1 protein-coding gene is annotated in these 447 nt (G+C 68.2%); it reads right to left on the bottom strand.

What is annotated here, in order from left to right:
- Positions 1-59: 59 nt before the first annotated feature.
- Entirely contained in the window at positions 60-218 is a 159-nt protein-coding gene (locus AC0AIB_RS31340; protein WP_465098101.1) for a hypothetical protein, read from the bottom strand.
- Between the last annotated feature and the right edge of the window lie 229 nt (positions 219-447).

A 447-nucleotide genomic window follows, 5' to 3' on the forward strand; every position in this document is an offset into this window, starting at 1 on the left:
GCCCAGAGACGAATCCGCTTTCACTGAGGGGGTGAAGTTCGCCACCTCGGTGAAGGGAGCTACGAGGCCGGCTCGTACTCGACGACGGAGTCGGTGCACGGCTCGGCGAGGTTGAGGAGTGCGGCTTTCTCGGCCTCATCCATGGCCAGGGCCCAGCGGAGCTTCGTGGCGGTCCAGTCGACGAGGTACGTGCACGTCGCGGACTCGGCGGGCGGCATCCACTGGTCCGGGTCCCGGTCGGCCTTGGACCGGTTGGTCTTTGCGGTGACCGCTACCAGACTCCTGTCCGCGCCGAGGTCGTTGGCATACGCCTCACGGCGCTCCGGCGTCCAAGCGTGTGCGCCGACTGGCGGGGAGCGTCATTCCAGAGGTGCGGTACTCGGGCTGTCCATGGGTCGTCGGGCAGCATCGGCGGCCTCCTCGACCGGGGTTGCATCGGTGGTGTCG

This window comes from Micromonospora sp. DSM 43699 (genome assembly GCF_055517075.1).

Excerpts from the sequence above, each read along its gene's own strand:
- AC0AIB_RS31340 (WP_465098101.1), bottom strand. The coding sequence starts at position 218 with ATGCCGCCCGCCGAGTCCGCGACGTGCACGTACCTCGTCGACTGGACC.